At 54.0% G+C, this 16,155-nt stretch carries 16 protein-coding genes, 1 rRNA gene and 1 pseudogene; 8 read left to right on the top strand and 10 right to left on the bottom strand.

Translation table 11 applies throughout. The annotated features are described in order from the left end of the window. Window positions 1-78, top strand: a 5S ribosomal RNA gene (rrf, locus tag PKE98_RS27330); the annotation flags it as partial. 115 nt (window positions 79-193) lie between these two features. Here the strand turns inward: rrf and PKE98_RS23565 are convergent. The 5 genes from PKE98_RS23565 to acnB all read right to left on the bottom strand — a co-directional run bounded on the left by PKE98_RS23565 (window position 194) and on the right by acnB (window position 5,883). Further along, the gene (locus PKE98_RS23565; protein ID WP_271197859.1) at window positions 194-637 is read right to left on the bottom strand and encodes a thioesterase family protein; all 444 of its coding nucleotides are present in this window, start codon (window positions 635-637) and stop codon (window positions 194-196) included. A 77-nt stretch (window positions 638-714) separates the two neighbouring features. Beyond that, window positions 715-1,404 carry a polysaccharide lyase family 7 protein gene (locus tag PKE98_RS23560; RefSeq protein ID WP_271197858.1) on the bottom strand — a complete coding sequence of 230 codons (690 nt, stop codon included), beginning with the start codon at window positions 1,402-1,404 and terminating at the stop codon, window positions 715-717. A 126-nt stretch (window positions 1,405-1,530) separates the two neighbouring features. Further along, window positions 1,531-2,754: an alanine transaminase gene (gene alaC, locus PKE98_RS23555; protein ID WP_271197857.1), complete on the bottom strand. Its 1,224-nt coding sequence runs from the start codon at window positions 2,752-2,754 to the stop codon at window positions 1,531-1,533. 171 nt (window positions 2,755-2,925) lie between these two features. Further along, the gene (locus PKE98_RS23550; RefSeq protein ID WP_271197856.1) at window positions 2,926-3,135 is read right to left on the bottom strand and encodes a YgdI/YgdR family lipoprotein; all 210 of its coding nucleotides are present in this window, start codon (window positions 3,133-3,135) and stop codon (window positions 2,926-2,928) included. Between the two features lie 138 nt (window positions 3,136-3,273). Further along, window positions 3,274-5,883, bottom strand: a complete 2,610-nt coding sequence (gene acnB, locus PKE98_RS23545; protein ID WP_271197865.1) for a bifunctional aconitate hydratase 2/2-methylisocitrate dehydratase — start codon at window positions 5,881-5,883, stop codon at window positions 3,274-3,276. A gap of 332 nt (window positions 5,884-6,215) precedes the next feature. On the opposite strand from acnB, the gene PKE98_RS23540 reads away from it, so the two are divergent. After that, a complete protein-coding gene (locus PKE98_RS23540; protein ID WP_271197855.1) occupies window positions 6,216-6,692 on the top strand; it encodes a DUF1289 domain-containing protein in 477 nt (158 codons plus the stop codon). Between the two features lie 46 nt (window positions 6,693-6,738). Here PKE98_RS23540 and uspL read toward each other — a convergent pair whose 3' ends face one another. Continuing rightward, window positions 6,739-7,602, bottom strand: coding sequence for a universal stress protein UspL (uspL, locus tag PKE98_RS23535; protein WP_271197853.1), 864 nt, complete (start codon window positions 7,600-7,602; stop codon window positions 6,739-6,741). 157 nt (window positions 7,603-7,759) lie between these two features. On the opposite strand from uspL, the gene miaE reads away from it, so the two are divergent. The 4 genes from miaE to PKE98_RS23515 all read left to right on the top strand — a co-directional run bounded on the left by miaE (window position 7,760) and on the right by PKE98_RS23515 (window position 10,603). Next, window positions 7,760-7,915: a tRNA isopentenyl-2-thiomethyl-A-37 hydroxylase MiaE gene (miaE, locus tag PKE98_RS23530; protein WP_373877909.1), complete on the top strand. Its 156-nt coding sequence runs from the start codon at window positions 7,760-7,762 to the stop codon at window positions 7,913-7,915. Continuing rightward, window positions 7,912-8,514: a MiaE family protein gene (locus PKE98_RS23525; RefSeq protein ID WP_271197852.1), complete on the top strand. Its 603-nt coding sequence runs from the start codon at window positions 7,912-7,914 to the stop codon at window positions 8,512-8,514. Before miaE ends, PKE98_RS23525 begins: the two co-directional genes overlap by 4 nt. Before the next feature lie 180 nt (window positions 8,515-8,694). Then, the gene (locus tag PKE98_RS23520) at window positions 8,695-9,078 is read left to right on the top strand and encodes a hypothetical protein (RefSeq protein WP_271197850.1); all 384 of its coding nucleotides are present in this window, start codon (window positions 8,695-8,697) and stop codon (window positions 9,076-9,078) included. Between the two features lie 394 nt (window positions 9,079-9,472). Continuing rightward, window positions 9,473-10,603, top strand: a complete 1,131-nt coding sequence (locus PKE98_RS23515; RefSeq protein WP_271197849.1) for a tetratricopeptide repeat protein — start codon at window positions 9,473-9,475, stop codon at window positions 10,601-10,603. Between the two features lie 324 nt (window positions 10,604-10,927). On the opposite strand, the pseudogene PKE98_RS23510 reads toward PKE98_RS23515, so the two are convergent. From PKE98_RS23510 to PKE98_RS27255, 4 genes and pseudogenes are all read right to left on the bottom strand, one after another. Then, window positions 10,928-11,113 (bottom strand): annotated as a pseudogene (locus PKE98_RS23510) (recombinase family protein); the annotation flags it as partial. Window positions 11,114-11,276: 163 nt separating this feature from the next. Beyond that, entirely contained in the window at window positions 11,277-13,124 is a 1,848-nt protein-coding gene (locus PKE98_RS23505; protein WP_271197847.1) for an ATP-dependent nuclease, read from the bottom strand. 121 nt (window positions 13,125-13,245) lie between these two features. After that, on the bottom strand, window positions 13,246-13,626 hold the full coding sequence (locus PKE98_RS23500; protein WP_271197846.1) for a DUF4113 domain-containing protein: 381 nt from the start codon (window positions 13,624-13,626) through the stop codon (window positions 13,246-13,248). Continuing rightward, window positions 13,587-13,757: a DinB/UmuC family translesion DNA polymerase gene (locus PKE98_RS27255; protein ID WP_271197864.1), complete on the bottom strand. Its 171-nt coding sequence runs from the start codon at window positions 13,755-13,757 to the stop codon at window positions 13,587-13,589. The genes PKE98_RS23500 and PKE98_RS27255 overlap by 40 nt, the downstream gene beginning before the upstream one ends. A 450-nt stretch (window positions 13,758-14,207) precedes the next feature. Here PKE98_RS27255 and PKE98_RS23490 point away from each other — a divergent pair, with 450 nt between their 5' ends. Together PKE98_RS23490 and PKE98_RS23485 are read left to right on the top strand one after the other, a co-directional pair. Then, on the top strand, window positions 14,208-14,678 hold the full coding sequence (locus tag PKE98_RS23490; protein WP_271197845.1) for a MarR family winged helix-turn-helix transcriptional regulator: 471 nt from the start codon (window positions 14,208-14,210) through the stop codon (window positions 14,676-14,678). Beyond that, window positions 14,675-16,153: an efflux transporter outer membrane subunit gene (locus PKE98_RS23485; protein ID WP_271197844.1), complete on the top strand. Its 1,479-nt coding sequence runs from the start codon at window positions 14,675-14,677 to the stop codon at window positions 16,151-16,153. The genes PKE98_RS23490 and PKE98_RS23485 overlap by 4 nt, the downstream gene beginning before the upstream one ends. The last annotated feature ends 2 nt before the right edge of the window (window positions 16,154-16,155 follow it).

Below are 16,155 nucleotides of genomic sequence, written 5' to 3'. Positions count from 1 at the left end.
CCCGAACTCAGTAGTGAAACGACGCATCGCCGATGGTAGTGTGGGGTTTCCCCATGTGAGAGTAGGTCATCGTCAAGCTTAAATTCCAAACCCCTCACTCGCGCAAGCGAGTGGGGGGTTTGTTTTTGCGCTGAGAAAAGTTGGCGGCAGCTTGCACCAGGCGCGGGACGCGCTTAGTGCGGAGCGCGCAGAGTTAGCTCAGCCAGTTAACCTTGCTGAATTTCCCAAAGAAGTCTTCCGGCATCGGTACAACCTTCGACACGCTATAGTCGAAAAATACGAACCCTGATTTAGCCATGGCAATCAGGCTGTTATCGGCGGAGCGTGTGATGCGGAAGGTGATATCGCCGCCATATTTGTTGAAGTCCATAACCCCGACCTCAAATAGCAATTGGTCCCGTGCATGGGCTTCTGCCTTATAGGTAGTGGCCAAGTCGGTGACGATAATGCCGAGGCCCGTGCCGTTGGTTTCCTGAATACCAAAGTCAAAAAGGAAGCGTGCACGCGCCTCGGAAATCATCGAAATCATCGAGTCATTGCCCAGGTGATTGCCTGCGTTGATATCGGTAACCCTAACGGTCAGGTGTGTGCTGTAGCAAAATTGGTCTTCGGGGAATTGCAGCTGCAGGCGGGCCATTTCAGTCTCTATAGCATTGGCGGAAGTGAGTGCATTTTACCCGGCAAAAGGCACGTGTACTTCAGGCTATTGCGCTTCTACCGATGAACGCTATTAAGCCAGTAAAACGTCACCCGGCCGCCCTCGTTAGTCGGGCCATAGTTGTCCTGCACATAGGCGCCAGCCTTGAAGTAGAAGCTCTGGTTGCCCCAGTAACCACTGAGTTGTCGATAGTACGAACCGGCGTCGCCATCTGTGCTCCGTACCTGAATGCCAAGTTTGCCCGTGGGTGTCAGGCGCAGGTCATAGCTGAAGCGCTCATTGAGCTGCACATTTTCAGCGAGCAGCACGTTTTCCACCTCAGTATCTCCCGGACGCTTGCGTACCAAGGCCTCTAGGCGACCCACCCCTCGTAGATAGTGATATTGCAGCTTGAGCAGTGGGTCGTTCTGGCTCCCCGGCTGGTCGTTGCTGTGAATCTGGCCAATGATGATCTTGCCTTTGCTCGGCACCTGATTCACCGACAACACGGCGCTCAGATAGCTATCGGCAAGCTGGTAGGGCCAATAGCTGAGTGTTCCATCAGTCTGGGTTTCGCGCAGTTCGGTGCGGGGGTAGCGACTGTCTTCGGTGGTGCTACCGGTGACCGGTACCCAGAAGGTGATGCTGTGGTCTGAATGGCGACGAAAGTACTGACTCCGGTAGCCATTGTTGAGGCGGGCAGTGTCGATTGCGGTGGCGGAGCCGTGAGCGGGTACCGTTAGATTCCAGGTGGTGAGATCAAGCATCAAAGGGGCCTTGTACGGGAAAGGAAAGCCCCCATTCGGTATCCCGCGACAAGACAAGTTCAGCGGTAATGGATGAGCGGGGCCACCATTGATCCAGCAGTGGCCCCTCTCTAGCGGCGTTCCTTCTTACACCGAGTCGCCCTTGCCTTTGGCGAGCAGGCCGTCGGCACGGAACATCGCCTTTATGCCTCGAACCGCCTGACGAATACGGTCCTGGTTTTCAATCAGGGCAAAGCGCACATGATCGTCACCATAATCGCCGAACCCGATGCCTGGCGAGACGCAGACCTTGGCTTCGGCCAGCAGCTTTTTAGCAAACTCAAGCGAACCTAGCTTCGCATAGGGTTCGGGAATCTTGGCCCACACGTACATCGACGCCTTCGGGTTGTCGACCATCCAGCCCGCCTCATGCAGCCCGCGCACCAGCACATCACGCCGTTGCTGATAGTTGGCGGTGATCTCACGCACGCACGTCTGCTCGCCTTCCAATGCGGCGATAGCTGCAACCTGCAGCGGCGTAAACGTACCGTAGTCGTGGTAGCTCTTAATCCGTGCCAGGGCGTTTACCAATTCCGGATTGCCGACCATAAAGCCGATACGCCAGCCCGCCATGTTGTAGCTCTTGGACAGGGTGAAGAACTCCACCGCAATATCCTTTGCGCCCGGTACCTGCATGATCGACGGCGCTTTCCAGCCGTCATAGACGATATCGGCGTACGCCAGGTCGTGGACCACCAGCACGTTGTATTGCTTGGCCAGCGCGATGATGCGCTCGAAAAAGTCCAGCTCCACGCATTGCGCCGTGGGATTGGAGGGGAAGCCAATGATCAGCATTTTCGGCTTCGGAATGCTCTCGCGAATGGCGCGTTCCACTTCCGCAAAGAAGTCGACACCTGGCACCAGCGGTACCGAACGCACCTGCGCGCCCGCAATCACCGCGCCGTAGATGTGAATGGGGTAACTGGGGTTAGGCACCAGTACCGTGTCGCCCTGATCCAGGGTGGCCAGCATCAGGTGCGCAAGGCCTTCCTTGGAGCCGATGGTGACGATGGCTTCATGTTCCGGGTCGATCTCTACCTGATAGCGATCCTGATACCAGCGCGAAATCGCCCGGCGCAGGCGCGGAATGCCACGAGAAGTCGAGTAGCCGTGGGTGTCTTCACGCTGAGCAACCTGTACGAGTTTTTCCACGATATGCGACGGTGTGGCGCCATCGGGATTGCCCATGCTGAGATCGATGATGTCTTCGCCGCGCCGACGCGCAGCCATCTTCAGTTCAGCGGTGATATTGAAAACATAGGGGGGGAGACGATCGATGCGCGCAAAGCGGCGCGAAGCTTGTTCAGCCATGTGTTCCTCGAAGACGTAAGCGCCCGGAACCGTCCGAGCGACGTTGGCCAGTGCGCTGGCCAGTGGCGAAGATAAGTGCGGCCGTTACGCTTGTCGAGAGGGTGTAAGAAATTTCAACTGTCTGTACTGGGGAAAAATCCCATCTGTGGGGCGGATCTCCCTGTTTGAGATTCAGCGCTCCAGCATCTGCTTTACAGAAGACTGCGGAATCTGCTGCATTCGGCCTTCGCTGTCTTCGAATTCCAGCATGCCGGTTTTCTTGTCCAATTCGGGTTTGCCATCGCTGGTCAGCATCTGGCCGTCGGTGGTGGTAATGATGTATTCGCTCGAGCAGCCCGCCAGGCTGACAAGGCAAACAGCGGCGAGAATCCAGTGCTTCATGGTGTCGAACTCCCTGACAGTTAACACGGGCGCCGCAAAAGGTGCGACACGTGTTTACCCTAGCAGGGCGTAAGCGCCTCGCCAGTGCGCCCATAAAAAAGCCCCGCACTGGGCGGGGCTCTTTAATGCACTACATCGTTACGCTTGAACGACTGGAATCTGCGCGTTCGCTGCAGCGTCGCGGAATTCCGCGATCTGGTCGAAGCTCAGGTAGCGGTAAACGTCGGCAGCCATGCTGTCGATGCTCGCCGCGTATTCCATGTATTCGGCAACGGTAGGCAGCTTGCCGAGGATGGACGCTACAGCGGCCAGTTCAGCAGATGCCAGATACACGTTGGCGCCATCGCCCAGACGGTTCGGGAAGTTACGGGTCGAAGTCGACACGACGGTCGAGTTCGCCGCTACGCGTGCCTGGTTACCCATGCACAGCGAGCAGCCCGGCATTTCCATGCGCGCGCCAGCTTTGCCGTAGATGCCGTAGTAGCCTTCTTCGGTGAGCTGGTGAGCATCCATCTTGGTCGGCGGCGACAGCCACAGACGCGTCGGGATCGAACCTTTGACCTTGTCCAGCAACTTACCGGCAGCGCGGAAGTGGCCGATGTTGGTCATGCACGAACCGATGAACACTTCGTCGATCTTCTCGCCCTGAACGGTCGAGAGCAGGCGAGCGTCGTCTGGGTCGTTTGGCGCGCAGAGCACAGGCTCTTTGATGTCGGCCAGGTCGATTTCAACGATTTCGGCATACTCGGCATCAGGGTCTGCCGACAGCAGTTCCGGATTGGCCAGCCAGGCTTCCATCGCTTGAGCGCGACGTTCCATGGTGCGGGCATCGCCGTAGCCTTCGCTGATCATCCAGCGCAGCAGGGTGATGTTCGACTTCAGGTATTCGGCAATGGCTTTTTCCGGCAGCTTGATGGTGCAACCTGCAGCGGAGCGTTCAGCCGAGGCGTCAGACAGCTCGAAAGCCTGCTCAACAGTCAGCTCGTCCAGGCCTTCGATTTCCAGGATGCGGCCGGAGAAGGCGTTGATCTTGCCTTTCTTCTCAACTGTCAGCAGGCCGTTCTTGATGCCGTAGTAAGGGATGGCGTGTACCAGGTCACGCAGGGTGATGCCGGGTTGCAGCTTGCCCTTGAAGCGCACCAGTACCGACTCCGGCATGTCCAGCGGCATAACGCCAGTGGCAGCGGCGAAGGCAACCAGGCCAGAACCGGCCGGGAAGGAGATGCCGATCGGGAAACGGGTGTGCGAGTCACCACCGGTGCCGACGGTGTCCGGCAGCAGCATACGGTTCAGCCAGCTGTGGATGATGCCGTCGCCAGGACGCAGGGACACGCCGCCACGGGTGCGGATGAAGTCCGGCAGGGTGTGGTGGGTGGTTACGTCGATCGGTTTCGGGTAAGCCGCGGTGTGGCAGAAGGACTGCATTACCAGGTCAGCCGAGAAGCCCAGGCACGCCAGGTCTTTCAGCTCGTCACGGGTCATTGGACCGGTGGTGTCCTGAGAGCCGACAGTGGTCATCTTCGGTTCGCAGTAGGTGCCAGGACGGATGCCCTTGCCCACTGGGAGACCGCACGCCTTGCCGACCATTTTCTGCGCCAGGGTGTAACCCTTGCCGGTGTCGACCGGGGCTTCTGGCAGCTTGAACAGGTCGGTTGGGCCCAGGCCCAGCTCGGCGCGTGCTTTCTCGGTCAGGCCACGGCCGACGATCAGCGGAATACGGCCACCGGCACGAACTTCGTCCAGCAGAACCGGAGTTTTCAGTTCGAAGGTGGTGAGCACTTCGTCGGTACCGTGCTTGCAGACTTTGCCAGCGTGCGGGTACAGGTCGATCACGTCGCCCATGTGCATGTTCGACACGTCGAACTCGATTGGCAGGGCGCCGGCATCTTCCATGGTGTTGTAGAAGATCGGAGCGATTTTCGAGCCGAAGCAGAAACCGCCGGCGCGCTTGTTCGGCACGTAAGGAATATCGTCGCCGAAGAACCACAGCACCGAGTTGGTGGCGGATTTACGCGAAGAACCGGTACCGACCACATCACCCACGTAAGCGATAGGGAAGCCTTCGCCGCGCATGGTTTCGATCTGCTTCATCGGGCCGATGGAGCCCTGAACGTCCGGCACGATGCCGTCGCGAGCCATTTTCAGCATGGCCAGGGCGTGCAGCGGGATGTCCGGACGGGACCAGGCGTCTGGCGCCGGGGACAGGTCGTCGGTGTTGGTTTCGCCGGTTACTTTGAAGACGCGCAGGCTGATCTTGTCGGCCAGGGTAGGGCGCTTCTTGAACCACTCGCCATCAGCCCAGGACTGCAGCACGCCTTTAGCGTGTTCGTTACCATTTTTGGCTTTTTCGGCAACGTCGTGGAACGCATCGAACATCAGCAGGGTGTGCTTGAGTTGTTCGGCGGCGGTCGCGGCCAGCTCGGCGTTGTCCAGCAGCTCAACCATGGTGGCGATGTTGTAACCGCCTTGCATGGTGCCCAGCAACTCAACAGCGCGTTGCTTGCTGATCAGCGGGGAGGTGGCTTCGCCTTTGGCGACAGCGGACAGGAAACCGGCTTTAACGTAGGCAGCTTCGTCTACGCCTGGCGGTACGCGATTGGTGATCAGATCAACGAGGAATTCTTCCTCGCCAGCAGGCGGGTTTTTCAGCAGATCAACCAGGCCGGCAGTTTGTTCGGCGTTTAGCGGCTGGGGCACGATACCCTGAGCTGCACGCTCTGCAATGTGTTTGCGATAGGCTTCAAGCACAGTTATTACCCTCATCAGTGGTCCCATAGGGTTGTCCGGGACGCATCCAGAAGCTGCTTTCAAAGTTTTACGCCTGCAGGACGTTTTGATGAGGGCTGGCTGGGCTGCCGGTGTTTCAAGGCAACCCAACCAACTGCGTTCCTGCGGGATTAACTGTGCTCGTGACGCTTTGAAAACAGCTTCTAACGGACATCACGCCTAAGAATGGCCCGCCGATTCTACTGGAAAAGCGCAGTAAAGGTAAGACAAAGCCCTACATACACCGGGGTGACCCTCCTTAGACAAAGGGCTAAGATGCCGGCCTGTTCCAGTTGCCTTGTAACCACCTGCCTATGTCCAACCACCGCATTAAAACGCCCTGCGTCGGCCTGTGTTCCACCGTCTACGGGGATCTGGTCTGTCGAGGCTGTAAGCGTTTTCATCATGAGGTGGTGAACTGGAACCTCTATAACGACGAAGAAAAACGCGCCGTCTGGCTGCGGCTGGAAATTCTTCTGGTGCAGGTGATGGCGGCAAAAGTCGACGTATTTGACCCCGCGCGCCTACGCCAGCAGCTTGAACAGCGGCAGATCCGCTTTGTGCCTGAGCAATCGGAATATTGCTGGGCCTACCAATTGATCGCTCGCGGAGCGCGGGTGATCAACCAGTTGGAGGCGTACGGCATGGTGCTGTTGCCCGAGTTTCGCGACTGGGCGCTGCCGGAGTTGCGCGATGCCATCGACCGCGAATTCTTCCTGCTGTCAGAAGCGCACTACGACCGCTATATCGCCCCGCGTTTTTTGCGCGAAGGGATGGAAAGCCGGGTGTGAGCCCATAAAAAAACCGCCGATGAGGCGGTTTTTTATATCTCCCAGCTCAACGCTGTTCGACCAGCTCTTCCAGATGGGCGATGACAGTATCCGGTTTGAGCACCAGCACATCACTTTCCAGCATATCCAGTACCACTTCAGCGGTATTGCCGATCAGTGCGCCTGACAACCCGGTGCGGGCAACGGTGCCCATCACAGTGACTGCAGCGCTGAGCTTCTTGGCCATAAACGGAATCAGCACATCCGCCGGGCCCTCGAGGATATGTAATTGCTCGTCGTCGAACCCGAATTCGTTCTGGAACGAGCGGCACTGTTCGCGGTAACGGGCCTCGATGGTCTCGCTCAATTGAAACACCGGGTCGGCAGAGGCGAGCATTGGCGAGGGGTGTGCGTTAATGACATGCAAGCTGCCTTTGGCCAAACCGGCAATTTCGTATGCGTGGCTGATGATGCTGGCATGCAGGGTGCGGTGTTCACCGTCTGAGTTGCCGACATCCACTGCCGCCAGAATCACCCCTTCGGCCCACGGCCGTTCGGTTTTCACCATCAGTACGGGGCAGGGTGAATAGCGCAGCAGCTTCCAGTCCTCAGGCGTTAGCAGGGCTTTTTTCAGCGGGTTGTCGGGGCGGTGGTTTTTGATGATCAGGCCGCAGCCTTCAGCCTGTTGAACGGTGATGATGGTTTGGTGCAGGTTCTCATGCCAGGTTTGTTGGCTCGACACGCTGTAACCGTCCACCCGCAGCGCGTTGGCCAACACGTCGAGCAGGCCGGAGTGGTCGTGCTTTTTGTCGCAAACCAGCAGGTGCAGATGCGACTGGGTTACGCCGGCAATCAGCTTGGCGCGTTTTAGCGCGTAGCCTTCAGGGTGCTCGGGCTCGATGATTACCAGGATGCTGCGAACGGCTTGCATGGTTGTGTCCTCACTGGGGAGACGGCAGTAGCGTGCGCCTTCACTATAAATTTAGCCCAGCGTTGCGCTTGCTGATGCAGATCAACCCTTTCCCACGCGCGTAAGACCACGCACCCCCGTATAATCCCGCGCCTGCCCCATAGCCCAGCCGTGATTTATGCCTGTCCTTCCTGAAATCGATGCCTTTTTGTTGTGCCCCACGCCCGCCAGTTGGGTGCAAGCGGCGCTGAATAACCTCGATATCCTGCTTATCGACCATGCCAACAATGAGCAAAAGGCAGCAATGCAACTACGAAATGAGATCAGCCTGTGAACCTGCCTGAAATCAACGATTTTCTGGGGTGTCGGACACCGCAGGCTTGGGTTGTGGCTGCCTTGGCGGACCAGGAAACCCTGCTGATTGACCATAAGAACAACGAATTCAAGGCTGCGGCCTCAGCCATGGCTCTCATCGCCAAATACAACACCCACCTTGACCTGATCAATTTCATGTCGCGTCTTGCCCGTGAAGAGCTGGTCCACCATGAGCAGGTGTTGCGCATCATGAAGCGGCGACATGTGCCATTGCGCCCATTGTCTGCTGGGCGCTATGCATCGGGTCTTCGCAAGGTGGTGCGAAATCACGAACCAGTAAAACTGGTGGATACGCTGGTGGTGGGGGCATTCATCGAAGCACGCTCATGTGAGCGTTTTGAAGCGTTGGTGCCCCATCTAGATGAAGAACTAGGCAAGTTCTATTTCGGCTTGCTGAAAAGCGAGGCGCGTCATTATCAGGGGTATCTCAAATTGGCTTACCAGTTCGGCGATGCTGCGGACGTGAATGCAGTAATTGGGAAGGTGAGGGCGGTTGAGCGTGAGCTAATTGAAAGCTCGGATGAAGAATTTCGTTTTCATAGTGGTATGCCGTTGTAAGGCTTTAGTTCCATCTTACCGTTTAGCCAAAGAGCCCGGCAGGTCATTGATTTGTCGGGTTTTTTGTTTTCATGGAGCCTGTTTGATGTAGTTAATCTCCGCAGTATAGACAGATGTAACTCGTAACCCGTGTAGCCGGGAGTTAACATCGGTTCATTCCTACCTAACCTCGGAGCTTGTATGAAGCGTGAAGCAAGGATGTTTACCCTCGCCGTTGAAGCAGAATCTGACGAACACCTGACGAAGCTAATAGAAATGGCACTGTTCGAGCTAAGGGAGTCGCAGAAAGATGCTAAGCACTTCTTTGAAGAGCACGGTTCAACCCTTCGGTTTGAAACCGAAGGGACAATGGGTGGCTATAAACTAGATTATACGTTTGGTGGCGCTGAACTGGTCGTGGTGAGAAACCAACTTGTCAGTGATGGGTTTAAGTTGGAGCACCGCGCGGGTACGTTCAGTACAGATGCTCTTTACATTCATAAGGATGGTAAGTCTGCAAAGTTGTTGAACGTAGATACGCTGGAAATTAAGGATCATGACCCGAAAAAGCCGCTGCCCCTTTAGATAAAAGCTTTGGTGGGCTCGCTGGCAGGATAGTTGCTGGGCTCCCCAGCCCTTTCTCTGGGGGACGGTGGACGATGGATTCAGACCCAACGCCTGTTTTTGGATGGTGTGCTCGTTTCTTATCGCGAATAAATTTTTTTCTTAGAGGGATGCAATGCAATCGGACCGTTTAGAACAGTTTGAACCTACGGGGCGTGCAGCATGTTTGTGTGGGTCCGGGGAAAGATTTAAGAACTGTTGTAAGGATGAATATAAGAATACGCCACATTTAAAGGGTTATGAAAGCGACGATAGCTTGAGTAATCGGCAGAAGCTGAAATTAACTAGAGCTCACATCACGTGGTATCGGTTGTGCCATCAGGGTCATACTGTGCCTATGATAAAATGGAATTTTGTGAAAGCTAAGAAGTGGTTGGACTTAGATGTAGAAACGATGGGCTCGCTTCTGCAACAGTTGGAGCGTATTTATGATATAAATCAGATATCCTCGAAATTCGAGTTGGCTTCTGAAGAACTCGCGTTAGCTATTGATGATGAACGCTGGGTTGTGGAAGTTGACATAAATCACGCGCTGCATCATTTGGTTAGGTTTAATGATCGTGCAAAGGCGCAAAAAATTCTGTCTGGACATGATCCGTATAAGACATCTAACCCAGAATTAATTGAAGTTTATCTAGATGTCTTTTCAGGTAAGCTAAATCATGTTGCCGTTGTCACATTGGCGGAACGGGTCGTTGAGCTAACTGACAAAGCGGCTAGCAAACTTCAATACCGCTTAGTAGCTGCGGTTGCGTATTTCAATTTGAACGACATCCAAGAAGGTGAAAAGCGAGCATTATATGCTGTTATGGAGTATGAAGCTTGCCCAGAGGCAGCGAGAACGATCTATGGTCGTGTATGTTGGGCTAGGGCCTACAAATCTTTAGGGGAAGTTTCGTCAAATGAATTGCATATTAATAAAGCAGTAGAAATCTATGCAGGCTTGGTAAGCGAGCCAGAGTTGGCAGAATCAGCTATTGCGGATATATGGTTCGAGATTGGCGACTGCCAAAGAAACTTGAATGATTTCAAGTTGGCGGAGGCAAACTATCTACGAGCTTTAAAGGTCCACCATAATCCGTTAGTAGAGGTCTTTTTGTCCAGGGTGCTAGTGGCGACTAAGCGACCAGACGAAGCACGACAGCTCCTAGAAAAAATTGATGTTTCCAAGTTTTCAGACGCAAACAAATTTGATTATGCTATCTCGTTGTGTGAATTGGCCATTATGTATCGTGTTCAGGCTGACATTGATAAGTCTCTTTCTGTAATGAAGGATGTCAAGACCAATGACCCGTTGTTCATGCAAATGAATAAGGAATTGATTGTTCAGTTATATGAATTAACGCCTAGTATTATCGATACCAAGGCTGATTCGATTCTGGCAAGGATTAACAGGTATGTCACGCTAAACCCGAACTTTGCAGGGGTTGGCTTTAATTTTAATGCGATGTTAGACGATGTTATAAAGCGGGGTCAGAAAAAATAGGCTTTGGTAATTATAATTTTCGCTACGGAATTTTCTGATTGAAAGGCTTGAGAGGTTAATGCCATTTTTTAGCCCGAACTAAGTAATAGCATCCTGAAATGCTCGAACCTTTGGGTTCCCATCTGACTAGTCACCATCTAGGTACCATCAAGAACTGCGATCCCCCCCTGGTAGGGGGCAGGCAGTCTTCATGGCCCGTTGAACTGTCGATAGGCTTACGCCAAGGTACTTTGCAGTTGACCTGAAGCTATTCCCCGGACCGACGTGCTGCCGAATGGCTACATCTTCAATCTTTTTGGACCGGCCTTTGTACGTTCCATTTTATTTTGCCTTGGCAATGCCTTCACGTTGACGCTCACGGATCATTGCGCGTTCGAATTGTGCAACCGAACCCATGATGGAAAGCATCAGTTCCTGAGTTGGATGGTGTTCACCGGTGAAGAAAAGGTTCTCTTTATCGAATTTGATTTGAATTCCTTTCTTAGCTAAGTCCTCGACAAGAAGGTGCATTTGCTTGAGTGTATAGCTTTAGAGGCAAGGCTTGCTGAAATGCCGTGATAAACAGATGCATGAAAGGGCCGTTCTGGCCCTTTTTTTTTATGAATTTTAAGGCACCTGCTCTGGCATAGACTTAGAGCCTATTTGTATTGAACAGCGCGGTTTTTAAAGGTGTTTAAGCCTGTTTCGGTAACAAATCCTTCGCTACCTTGTCTAGCATTTTTAGAATGGACGCGGCAGCAGTTTCAAGCTCATCGTCGTGTAGCGAGATCATATGTTCTGCCCATATTTTTTTTATATGCGTGTTCACATCAGGGTTGGCGACGTTGTGGAAGTAAATGGCATGAGCTGGATCGAAGTATTCACTGAACTTTAGATCTTGATCTACCAGTTTCTGTAAAACATGCTCGCTAAAAATATTCTTTTTCGGCCTATCAATAAGCCAACCCGATTGTTCGGCTAATTCCCAATACTCTTGAGGCCAGCACTCTTCTAAGCAAACGGGGATTTTAATTCCTTCCGCATATAATTTATCTAAATGGTTTGGGACGTCTAGTTGCCAGAGTTTTACATGAGAAAACCCTGTCGATTCATCTTTAAATCTTTCGCAGGCGCCGATGCCTTCATCGTCACGATCGACGATACCCGCCGCACGTACTCGTTGATCTTTAGCGCAGTGCTTGATTCGATATTCCCAAGAACGTAACATATTTGCCACGTAATTGGCACCGGCACGTTTAGGCGGCTCAGCTAGAAAAATCTTGTCGTTTAGATGAGGTCTGAATCGGTCAATTAGGTTCTGATAAATTAGGTGTTCAGTAGATCCTTCTACGAATAGTGTAGGTTTGACAGTTTCCATGCGTTCAATTTGGACTTGTAAATTTTCGGCTTGAATTACTGCCTCGGCCAACGCTTTCTGGGCGCCTTGTATATAAGGCGCGATTATAGTCATCACCCCCATGGATTCGTCTAATGTTTGCACTGTCTCGGTGGCAAGAGTAGCTGTTGTCCCGATGCTCACCCCATGATGCGCAACATGGTAAGCATTGCAAAAATCCACGCAATCTTCCTGCAAATGCATGTTGTAAAAAACAGGTGAGTGCGTGGTCAGAATTACCTGTGAAAAATCACTTTCAGCAAGTTTTTTGAAAGACTCCGAAAGCTCCTGGGCGCGTTTGAATTCTAAATTGTTCTCAGGCTCTTCGTAACCCCAGATGTAGTTTGTGGCGATACCCGAACGGGCCCTTCCTTGTTCTGCAATGAATTTCAAAATAAGGGGGATATAGCGCGCTTTGATACCATCACCACGATTGTCAAGAGAAATCAACTTCTCGCCGCTTAAGAAGTCCAGACTTTCAAATATTGCAGTTAGGTCATTCGGTAGGCTTAATTTTGAATTATCATTCAGTTCGGTGGAAATGCTTGAAAGCAAATCTGATACCGACTGCACGATAACATTTTCGAGTGCGCCACTGCTTGCCCTAACGTTGCCTTCTGTAGCTTGTGCTATTACTTGAAAAATTCTGCCTCGTAAGTTTTTGAAAAAATCCGCACTGCGGACGGCAGGCACATATTCAAATCGTATTTTATTTAAAAGAGGTCGAACGCGTGATTTGTTGGATAAATCAACCTTTTCTTCAATGAATCCACTCCCTCTTTTCTTTTTTTTAAGGCGTACGCCATGAATTTCGTTTAAAGATAATCCACTAGACCGCCACCGTTTGGACCAGTGTATGTAATCGCCGTTGTTTTCACGATAACTCGCGGGTAATTCAATTCGGAGTTCTATAACTATTTCGGCTGCTTTTTTTTCTTTTACTTCGGCGTACCGATTGTAATCATTGGTAAAGTTGAATGGAGTGTCTGGATTTGTATGGCCGTTAAAAAAGAGATTTAACGCCCGTAATATATTGGACTTGCCACTATCATTGTCGCCTACGATGATTGTTAAATCCTGGGCGTTTACCTCAAGTTCAACAATAGAGCGGAAATTTTTAATTAATACACTTCTTATCTTCGCCATGAACTTCCCTGTTGAATTAGTCAGCGAGAGTTATAAGGATACCGTAGCTAATCTTGCCTGACGGCAGGATGGATGTACATGCGTAACGTCCAGTTATGGTAGCTTGAACCGCGCGATCAGCTCATCCAACAGCCAGTAATTGGCCAAGGTTAGTCGTGTAACCAGGGCTCATCATTTCACGTCGCATGACCCATTCCGGGTCACCTGGCACCCTTGCCGGTCTAAGGCAACTCTTACCCCAGCGGCTGTTGATGCGGGCCAACACGTCCACGGTTCTTTCGCTGGCTGATGTTTGGCCAGCGGTGAAAAGGTCTTGGGTCACCTCGTTGCGTTTGTATAGCCCAAGCAACATGACTTCGGCTTTGCTGTAGGAAAAACCTGGCCTGAAAACCTTGTCCAAAGTCGCAATTGCAGCTTGAACGAGAGCGCGAATGTCATCGGTAGGGTAGGGCTGTTGGTGGACTACGCCGTTTGCGTATTTCGCTTCATCAGGGTTAAACATCCGGTACGAATGCTGACTCGGATTTGATGGCATACAGACTGTTGTGCCCTTAGTTTTTCTGCAGCCCCGGTGCAATAACTGGTCACGGCCTCACGGATTGATGGAAGGTCTTTCAGCCGATGGCCAAACATCTGACCGCAACAGATTTCTTTTCTTGGCGATACGGCTTCTTCCAGTTCTAGGCATGGAATGCCGCGAAGTTCACGGGCCGGTTTTTCGGTTACCACGGAAAACCGCTGACGAAGCGTTGCAGCATCTGCCTGTGCCAAATCTCAAGCGGTTTTGATGGCCATGGTGTTCAAGTGCGCATTTAGCTGACGGCCGATGTCCCAGACTCGCTGACGTTATGGCCTTTAGCAGCTTGTCACGGCGGTGGGGGGCGCAGATATCCACAGCGGCGTCCCCGCCCTTAGGTGAGCTCCTTTCCCTACGCGAAAACCAGAAGCCGTCCGAGATTCATCGGACGGTTCGATCATACCTATCCGAAATAAACCGCTAGCAAGCTAACTATTTCGTTGACTTTAACTGCCTAGGCAGTAAATTGGACGCCACTACCTGCCTAGGCAGCTATCGGTGATTCCATGACCCATTACACCTCCGAAAACTTCGATTACATCCGCATCGGCCTGCTGGTAGGGCGCGCTGCCTTGCTCAAAGACCGCATTCTGGACGGCTACCTGGTGCCCCACGGCGTGACGGCTGCGCAGTTCAAAGTGCTGATGATCATCCTCCAGGGCTACGACACCCCGGCCGAACTGTGCCGCCACCTGTCGCTGGACAGCGGTTCGATGACGCGCATGCTCGACCGTCTTGAACAAAAGAACCTGATTGGCCGCACCCGCAGCGAAAGCGATCGCCGCCAGGTGCGTCTGGCGCTGACCGAAGAGGGGCGGGCGCTCAACGCCTTGCTGCCAACCATCGGTGCGGCGGCCATGAACGATTTCACCAGGGCCCTCACGCCAGTGGAACTGCAAACCCTCGAAGGCCTTCTGAAAAAGATGCTGCTCGCAGCCGGGGACACCATCGTCCGCGAACGATTGGGTGACGTATGAAGCAATCCGTGAAAACCGGCCTGAGCCTTACGCTGGCCGCCATGCTGCTGGCCGGTTGCGCCAACTTTCGTGGCCTGGAGACCGAGGGCGTCAGCCTGGACGCAAAAAACCTGAAAGCCGGGCAGAGTCTCGACGGCGTAACGCTGTCCCCAGCCGCCTGGCCACAGCGCGATTGGTGGAAAAGCCTGGGCGATAACCAGCTCGACGGCCTGATCAACGAAGCCCTGCGCGACAGCCCGGATATGCAGATCGCCAGCGCCCGTGCCCATCAGGCCAGCGCCGCTGCCAGTGCCGCCGACGCGGCACGGATGCCCAGTGTGGATGCCCAAGCCAGCGTCAGCCGTTCGCGCCTGGCCCGCGACCAGGACCCGCTTGGCCAAGGCGGTGCCTACAGCACCCTGCGCAGCGCCCAGCTTGGTTTCAATTACACCTTCGACCTCTGGGGCGGCGAGCGCGCTGCCTGGGAAGCGGCATTGGGCCAGGCCCGCGCCGCCGAGGTCGACCGCCAGGCCGCTGCCCTGACGCTGGCCGCCGACGTCGCCCGTGCCTACAGCAACCTGGGACAAGCTTTTATCGTTCGCGATCTCGCGCAGCAGGATGTAAAGCGCACCCAAGACATGCTCGACCTCGGTCAGCGTCGCCTGCAGTCGGGCATCGACAGCGAATACCAATACCAGCAAACCGAAAGCCTGGCCGCCAGCTCGCAGGAACAACTGATCGACGCCGAGAAAAACCTGCAGAGCGCCCGCGTGGCTATGGCCGTGTTGCTCGGCAAGGGCCCGGACCGGGGTAATGAGATTGCCCGCCCGGCCGTGCTGCAACCCAGTGCCGTCGCGTTGCCTTCCTCATTGCCCGCCGAGCTGCTCGGCCGTCGCCCCGATCTGGTGGCCGCGCGCTGGCGGGTAGAAGCGGCAAGCAAGGATATCGAGGCGGGTAAAACCCAGTTCTACCCCAACCTCAACCTGACCGCCGCTGCCGGCACGCAATCCCTGCTCGGTGATTCGCTGTTCGGCGCCCCCAGCCGCTTCTTCAATATTGCCCCGGCCATTTCGCTGCCGATCTTCGACGGCGGCCGCTTGCGGGCCGACCTCGACAGCCGTGATGCCGACTACGACCTGGCCGTTGCCCAGTACAACAAAAGCCTGGTCGGCGCCCTCAACCAGGTCAGCGACACCATCAACCAGCTGCATGCCATCTCCCAGCAGATTGTGGCCAAGCAACGGGCCACCGATGTGTCCCAGCAGTCGTTCAACACCGCCACCCAACGCTATGGCTCAGGTATTGGCAACTACCTGGACGTGCTGACCATCGAACAGCAATTGCTTCAATCGCAACGCCAGCTCGCCAGCCTGAATGCCGAGCAAATCGATTTGTCGATCCAACTGATGCAGGCCCTCGGGGGCGGTTACCAAGGCGAACACCTCGCCACAGTCACCCCAGCCAGCAACGCCCCTCAGTCTGAACAAACAAGGTAATC

Source organism: Pseudomonas turukhanskensis (assembly GCF_027922365.1).
In the GTDB taxonomy this organism is placed as follows: Bacteria; Pseudomonadota; Gammaproteobacteria; order Pseudomonadales; family Pseudomonadaceae; genus Aquipseudomonas; species Aquipseudomonas turukhanskensis.
This window is presented reverse-complemented; position numbering and strand designations above follow the sequence as displayed.

Coding starts and splice junctions, on each gene's coding strand:
- PKE98_RS23565 (WP_271197859.1), bottom strand. CDS start 637: ATGGCCCGCCTGCAGCTGCAATTCCCCGAAGACCAATTTTGCTACAGC.
- alaC (WP_271197857.1), bottom strand. CDS start 2,754: ATGGCTGAACAAGCTTCGCGCCGCTTTGCGCGCATCGATCGTCTCCCC.
- PKE98_RS23550 (WP_271197856.1), bottom strand. CDS start 3,135: ATGAAGCACTGGATTCTCGCCGCTGTTTGCCTTGTCAGCCTGGCGGGC.
- PKE98_RS23500 (WP_271197846.1), bottom strand. CDS start 13,626: ATGTTTAACCCTGATGAAGCGAAATACGCAAACGGCGTAGTCCACCAA.
- uspL (WP_271197853.1), bottom strand. CDS start 7,602: ATGCAAGCCGTTCGCAGCATCCTGGTAATCATCGAGCCCGAGCACCCT.
- PKE98_RS23520 (WP_271197850.1), top strand. CDS start 8,695: ATGAAGCGTGAAGCAAGGATGTTTACCCTCGCCGTTGAAGCAGAATCT.
- PKE98_RS23485 (WP_271197844.1), top strand. CDS start 14,675: ATGAAGCAATCCGTGAAAACCGGCCTGAGCCTTACGCTGGCCGCCATG.
- miaE (WP_373877909.1), top strand. CDS start 7,760: ATGCCTGTCCTTCCTGAAATCGATGCCTTTTTGTTGTGCCCCACGCCC.
- PKE98_RS23560 (WP_271197858.1), bottom strand. CDS start 1,404: ATGCTTGATCTCACCACCTGGAATCTAACGGTACCCGCTCACGGCTCC.
- PKE98_RS23490 (WP_271197845.1), top strand. CDS start 14,208: ATGACCCATTACACCTCCGAAAACTTCGATTACATCCGCATCGGCCTG.
- PKE98_RS23540 (WP_271197855.1), top strand. CDS start 6,216: ATGTCCAACCACCGCATTAAAACGCCCTGCGTCGGCCTGTGTTCCACC.
- PKE98_RS27255 (WP_271197864.1), bottom strand. CDS start 13,757: ATGTTTGGCCATCGGCTGAAAGACCTTCCATCAATCCGTGAGGCCGTG.
- PKE98_RS23505 (WP_271197847.1), bottom strand. CDS start 13,124: ATGGCGAAGATAAGAAGTGTATTAATTAAAAATTTCCGCTCTATTGTT.